This window comes from Microbacterium sp. ARD31, from assembly GCF_031844425.1.
Genome location: NZ_JAUZVE010000121.1, coordinates 1 through 2,966 on the forward strand (window position 1 = coordinate 1; position 2,966 = coordinate 2,966).

The following is a 2,966-nucleotide window of genomic DNA, read 5'->3' on the forward strand; positions in this document are numbered from 1 at the left end:
CCGTCGCCGCATCCCCGATGTCGTCGCCCGCTACTCGAGCATCGCTCTGGCCGCGTTCGTGCTCGTCGCCGTGTCCGGCACGGTGCGCGCCGCCATCGGCCTGCAGGAGTGGTCCGATCTGCTCTCGCCCTATGGCGCGATCCTAGGCGTCAAGGTCGTCGCACTCGTCGGCCTCGGCCTCTTCGGTGCGTGGTACCGCACCCGCCTGATCGGCAGGATGCGCAGCTCCGACGCGGCATCCCGGCCCTTCTGGATGCTCATCGCGTTCGAGCTGGCGCTGATGGGTGTGGCCAGCGGCGCCGCCGCAGCGCTGGCCCGCACCCCGCCACCGAACCCGGCCCCGCTTCCCGAGATCCCCTCGCCGGCAGAACGCCTCACCGGTGCCCCGCTGCCCCCGGAGCTCACGATCGAACGGTGGGTCACCGCGTGGAACGTGGACATGTTGTGGGCGGTGCTCGCCGGGTTCGCGATCTTCTTCTACCTCGCCGGGGTGTGGCGGTTGCGCCGTCGCGGCGACGCGTGGCCGGTGTATCGCACGATCATGTGGGTCGCCGGCATGGTGCTGCTGGTCTGGGTCACCGGCGGCGTCGTCAACGTCTACCAGGACTACCTGTTCAGCATGCACATGGTGGGGCACATGCTGCTCACGATGGCGATCCCGGTGCTGCTGGTCGCCGGCGCCCCGGTGACGCTCGCCGCCCGGGCTATCCGCAAACGCGACGACGGCACCCGCGGCGGGCGGGAGTGGATCCTGTGGGCGGTACATTCGCCCGTCGCCCGCATCCTGACGAACCCGTTCGTCGCGGCCGCCCTGTTCATCGGATCACTGTGGGTGTTCTACTACACCGACCTGTTCCGCTGGTCGCTATACGACCACCTCGGCCACCAGTGGATGATCGCGCATTTCCTCATCACCGGCTACCTGTTCGCGCTCTCCCTGATCGGCATCGACCCGGTGCCGTGGCGGCTTCCCTACGCCGGCAGGCTGCTGCTGCTCATCGGTGTGATGGCGATGCACGCGTTCTTCGGCATCGCCATCATGATGCAGTCGGGGCTGATGGTCGCCGATTGGTTCGGGTCGATGGGTCGCACCTGGGGTGCCACACCGCTCGAAGATCAATACACCGGCGGCGGCATCGCCTGGTCGATCGGCGAGATCCCCACCCTGATCCTCGCAATCACCGTCGTGATCCAATGGAGCCGCAGCGACGACCGCGAGACCAAGCGGCGAGACCGGCACGCCGACCGCACCGGCGAAGCCGAACTCGAGGCATACAACGCACGCCTCGCCGAGCTCGCCGACCGCGATGCTCGCTCACAGCCGCAGATAGGGCGCACCAGATGACGACGAAGGAAGAGCTCGCCGACCGCTACGGTCGTGCCCCACGGCCCATCCGCCGCCGCGTGTTCTGGGTCACCGTCGCGACGGTGACAATCCTGTCTGTCGCCGGGCTTTCGTGGCTGACTGTCTCGAACTCGCTTGACGACGTCGGATTCGACGAGACCGGGTACGAGCTGGTCGATGCGCGCACGGTGACCGTGTCGTTCCAGGCCACCCCGCCCGCTGGTACGTCGTTCGCGTGTGCTGTGCAGGCGCTGGATGAGGACTTCGGCATCGTCGGTTGGCGTGTCATCGAATACCCCGCGTCCGAGGAGATCACACGAGCACTCGTGGAGACCATCCCTACCGTCGCGCAGGCAACGACCGGCACCGTGCAATCCTGCTGGGCCACATAGCAGCGCAAGGGAGGCCGCCGCCTGGGCCGGCTGAGTCTCTCAAGCGGTGGGCTTGTCTTCGTGGTCGATACCGTGATGCTCTTTGCCGCGCTCGAAGTTGAGCAGGCGGAGTGCGTTGCCGACGACGATCAGGGTGGAGCCTTCGTGGATGAGCACGACCGCGCCGATGTTCAGGCCGAGGAAGGTGGCGAGGATGAGGAACGCGACGATTGCGAGGCTGGCGATGAGGTTCTGCCGGATGATGCGGCTGGTGGCGCGGCTGAGCCGCACGGCGAACGGGACGCGGCCGAGGTCGTCGCTCATCAGGGCGATGTCGCAGGTTTCCAGGGCGACGGTGGAGCCGGCGGCGCCCATCGCGATGCCGACGTCGGCGCGCGCCATTGCGGGGGCGTCGTTGACGCCGTCGCCGACCATCGCGATCGGTCGGTGGGTTTCGGCGAGGCGGGTGATCTGAGCGACTTTGTCCTCGGGGAGCAACTCGCCGATGGCGGTGTCGATGCCGACTTCGCGGCCGACCGCGTCGGCGACGCGCTGGTTGTCGCCGGAGATCATCACGAGCTGTCCCACATTCGCGCCCCGGAGCGCGCTGAGCACTTGGGCGGATTCCGCGCGGGAGGCATCCATGACTCCGACGATGCCGAGGAATCGGTCGCCCCGGCGGACGATCATCAGCGTCTGCCCGGAGTCCCGCGCCTGCGTGTACGCGTCGGCGAGCGTGCCGGTCAGCGCGAGCTGCTGCTCGTCGAACATGCGCAGGTTGCCGACGTCGACCCGCTCGCCGTCGATCGTCGCCGTGACGCCACGCCCGACGACCGCGTTCAGGTCCGTCGCGGTGAGGCGCTCGGTCTGGGGGACACGAGGCTCGAGGTCGCGGACGATCGCCTCGGCCAGCGGGTGGTCGCTGAGCGCTTCGACGGCGACCAGAGTGCGGATCAGTTCCGTCTCGGGAACGTCGGTGGCAGGCGTGACGGACGTCACCCGGGGGGCACCCCAGGTCAGGGTGCCGGTCTTGTCGAACGCCATCGCCTTGACCCGTCCGAGCGTCTCGAGCGGGGCGCCGCCCTTGACGAGCACGCCGGCACGCGCAGCACGGGCTACACCCGCCAGCACGGCGGCCGGGGTTGCGATCGCGAGGGCGCAGGGGCTTGCGGCGACGAGCACGGTCATGGCGAGGTAGAACGCGTCGGGGAACGGTTGCGCGAACGCGAGCCAGGAGATCAGGAGGGTGA

3 protein-coding genes are annotated in these 2,966 nt (G+C 68.7%); 2 read left to right on the top strand and 1 reads right to left on the bottom strand.

From position 1 onward, the window contains the following. Together Q9S36_RS51475 and Q9S36_RS51480 are read left to right on the top strand one after the other, a co-directional pair. Positions 1-1,345 (top strand): bifunctional copper resistance protein CopD/cytochrome c oxidase assembly protein (locus tag Q9S36_RS51475; protein ID WP_311292432.1); only part of this gene is annotated, 1,345 nt, incomplete at its 5' end. Next, positions 1,342-1,737 carry a DUF4307 domain-containing protein gene (locus tag Q9S36_RS51480; protein WP_311292433.1) on the top strand — a complete coding sequence of 132 codons (396 nt, stop codon included), beginning with the start codon at positions 1,342-1,344 and terminating at the stop codon, positions 1,735-1,737. The genes Q9S36_RS51475 and Q9S36_RS51480, both read left to right, overlap by 4 nt. Positions 1,738-1,776: 39 nt before the next feature. Here the strand turns inward: Q9S36_RS51480 and Q9S36_RS51485 are convergent. Then, positions 1,777-2,966 (bottom strand): heavy metal translocating P-type ATPase (locus tag Q9S36_RS51485; RefSeq protein WP_311292434.1); only part of this gene is annotated, 1,190 nt, incomplete at its 5' end.

What these genes read in the sequence shown, in the direction of transcription:
- Q9S36_RS51480 (WP_311292433.1), top strand. Translation starts at nt 1,342, where the DNA reads ATGACGACGAAGGAAGAGCTCGCCGACCGCTACGGTCGTGCCCCACGG.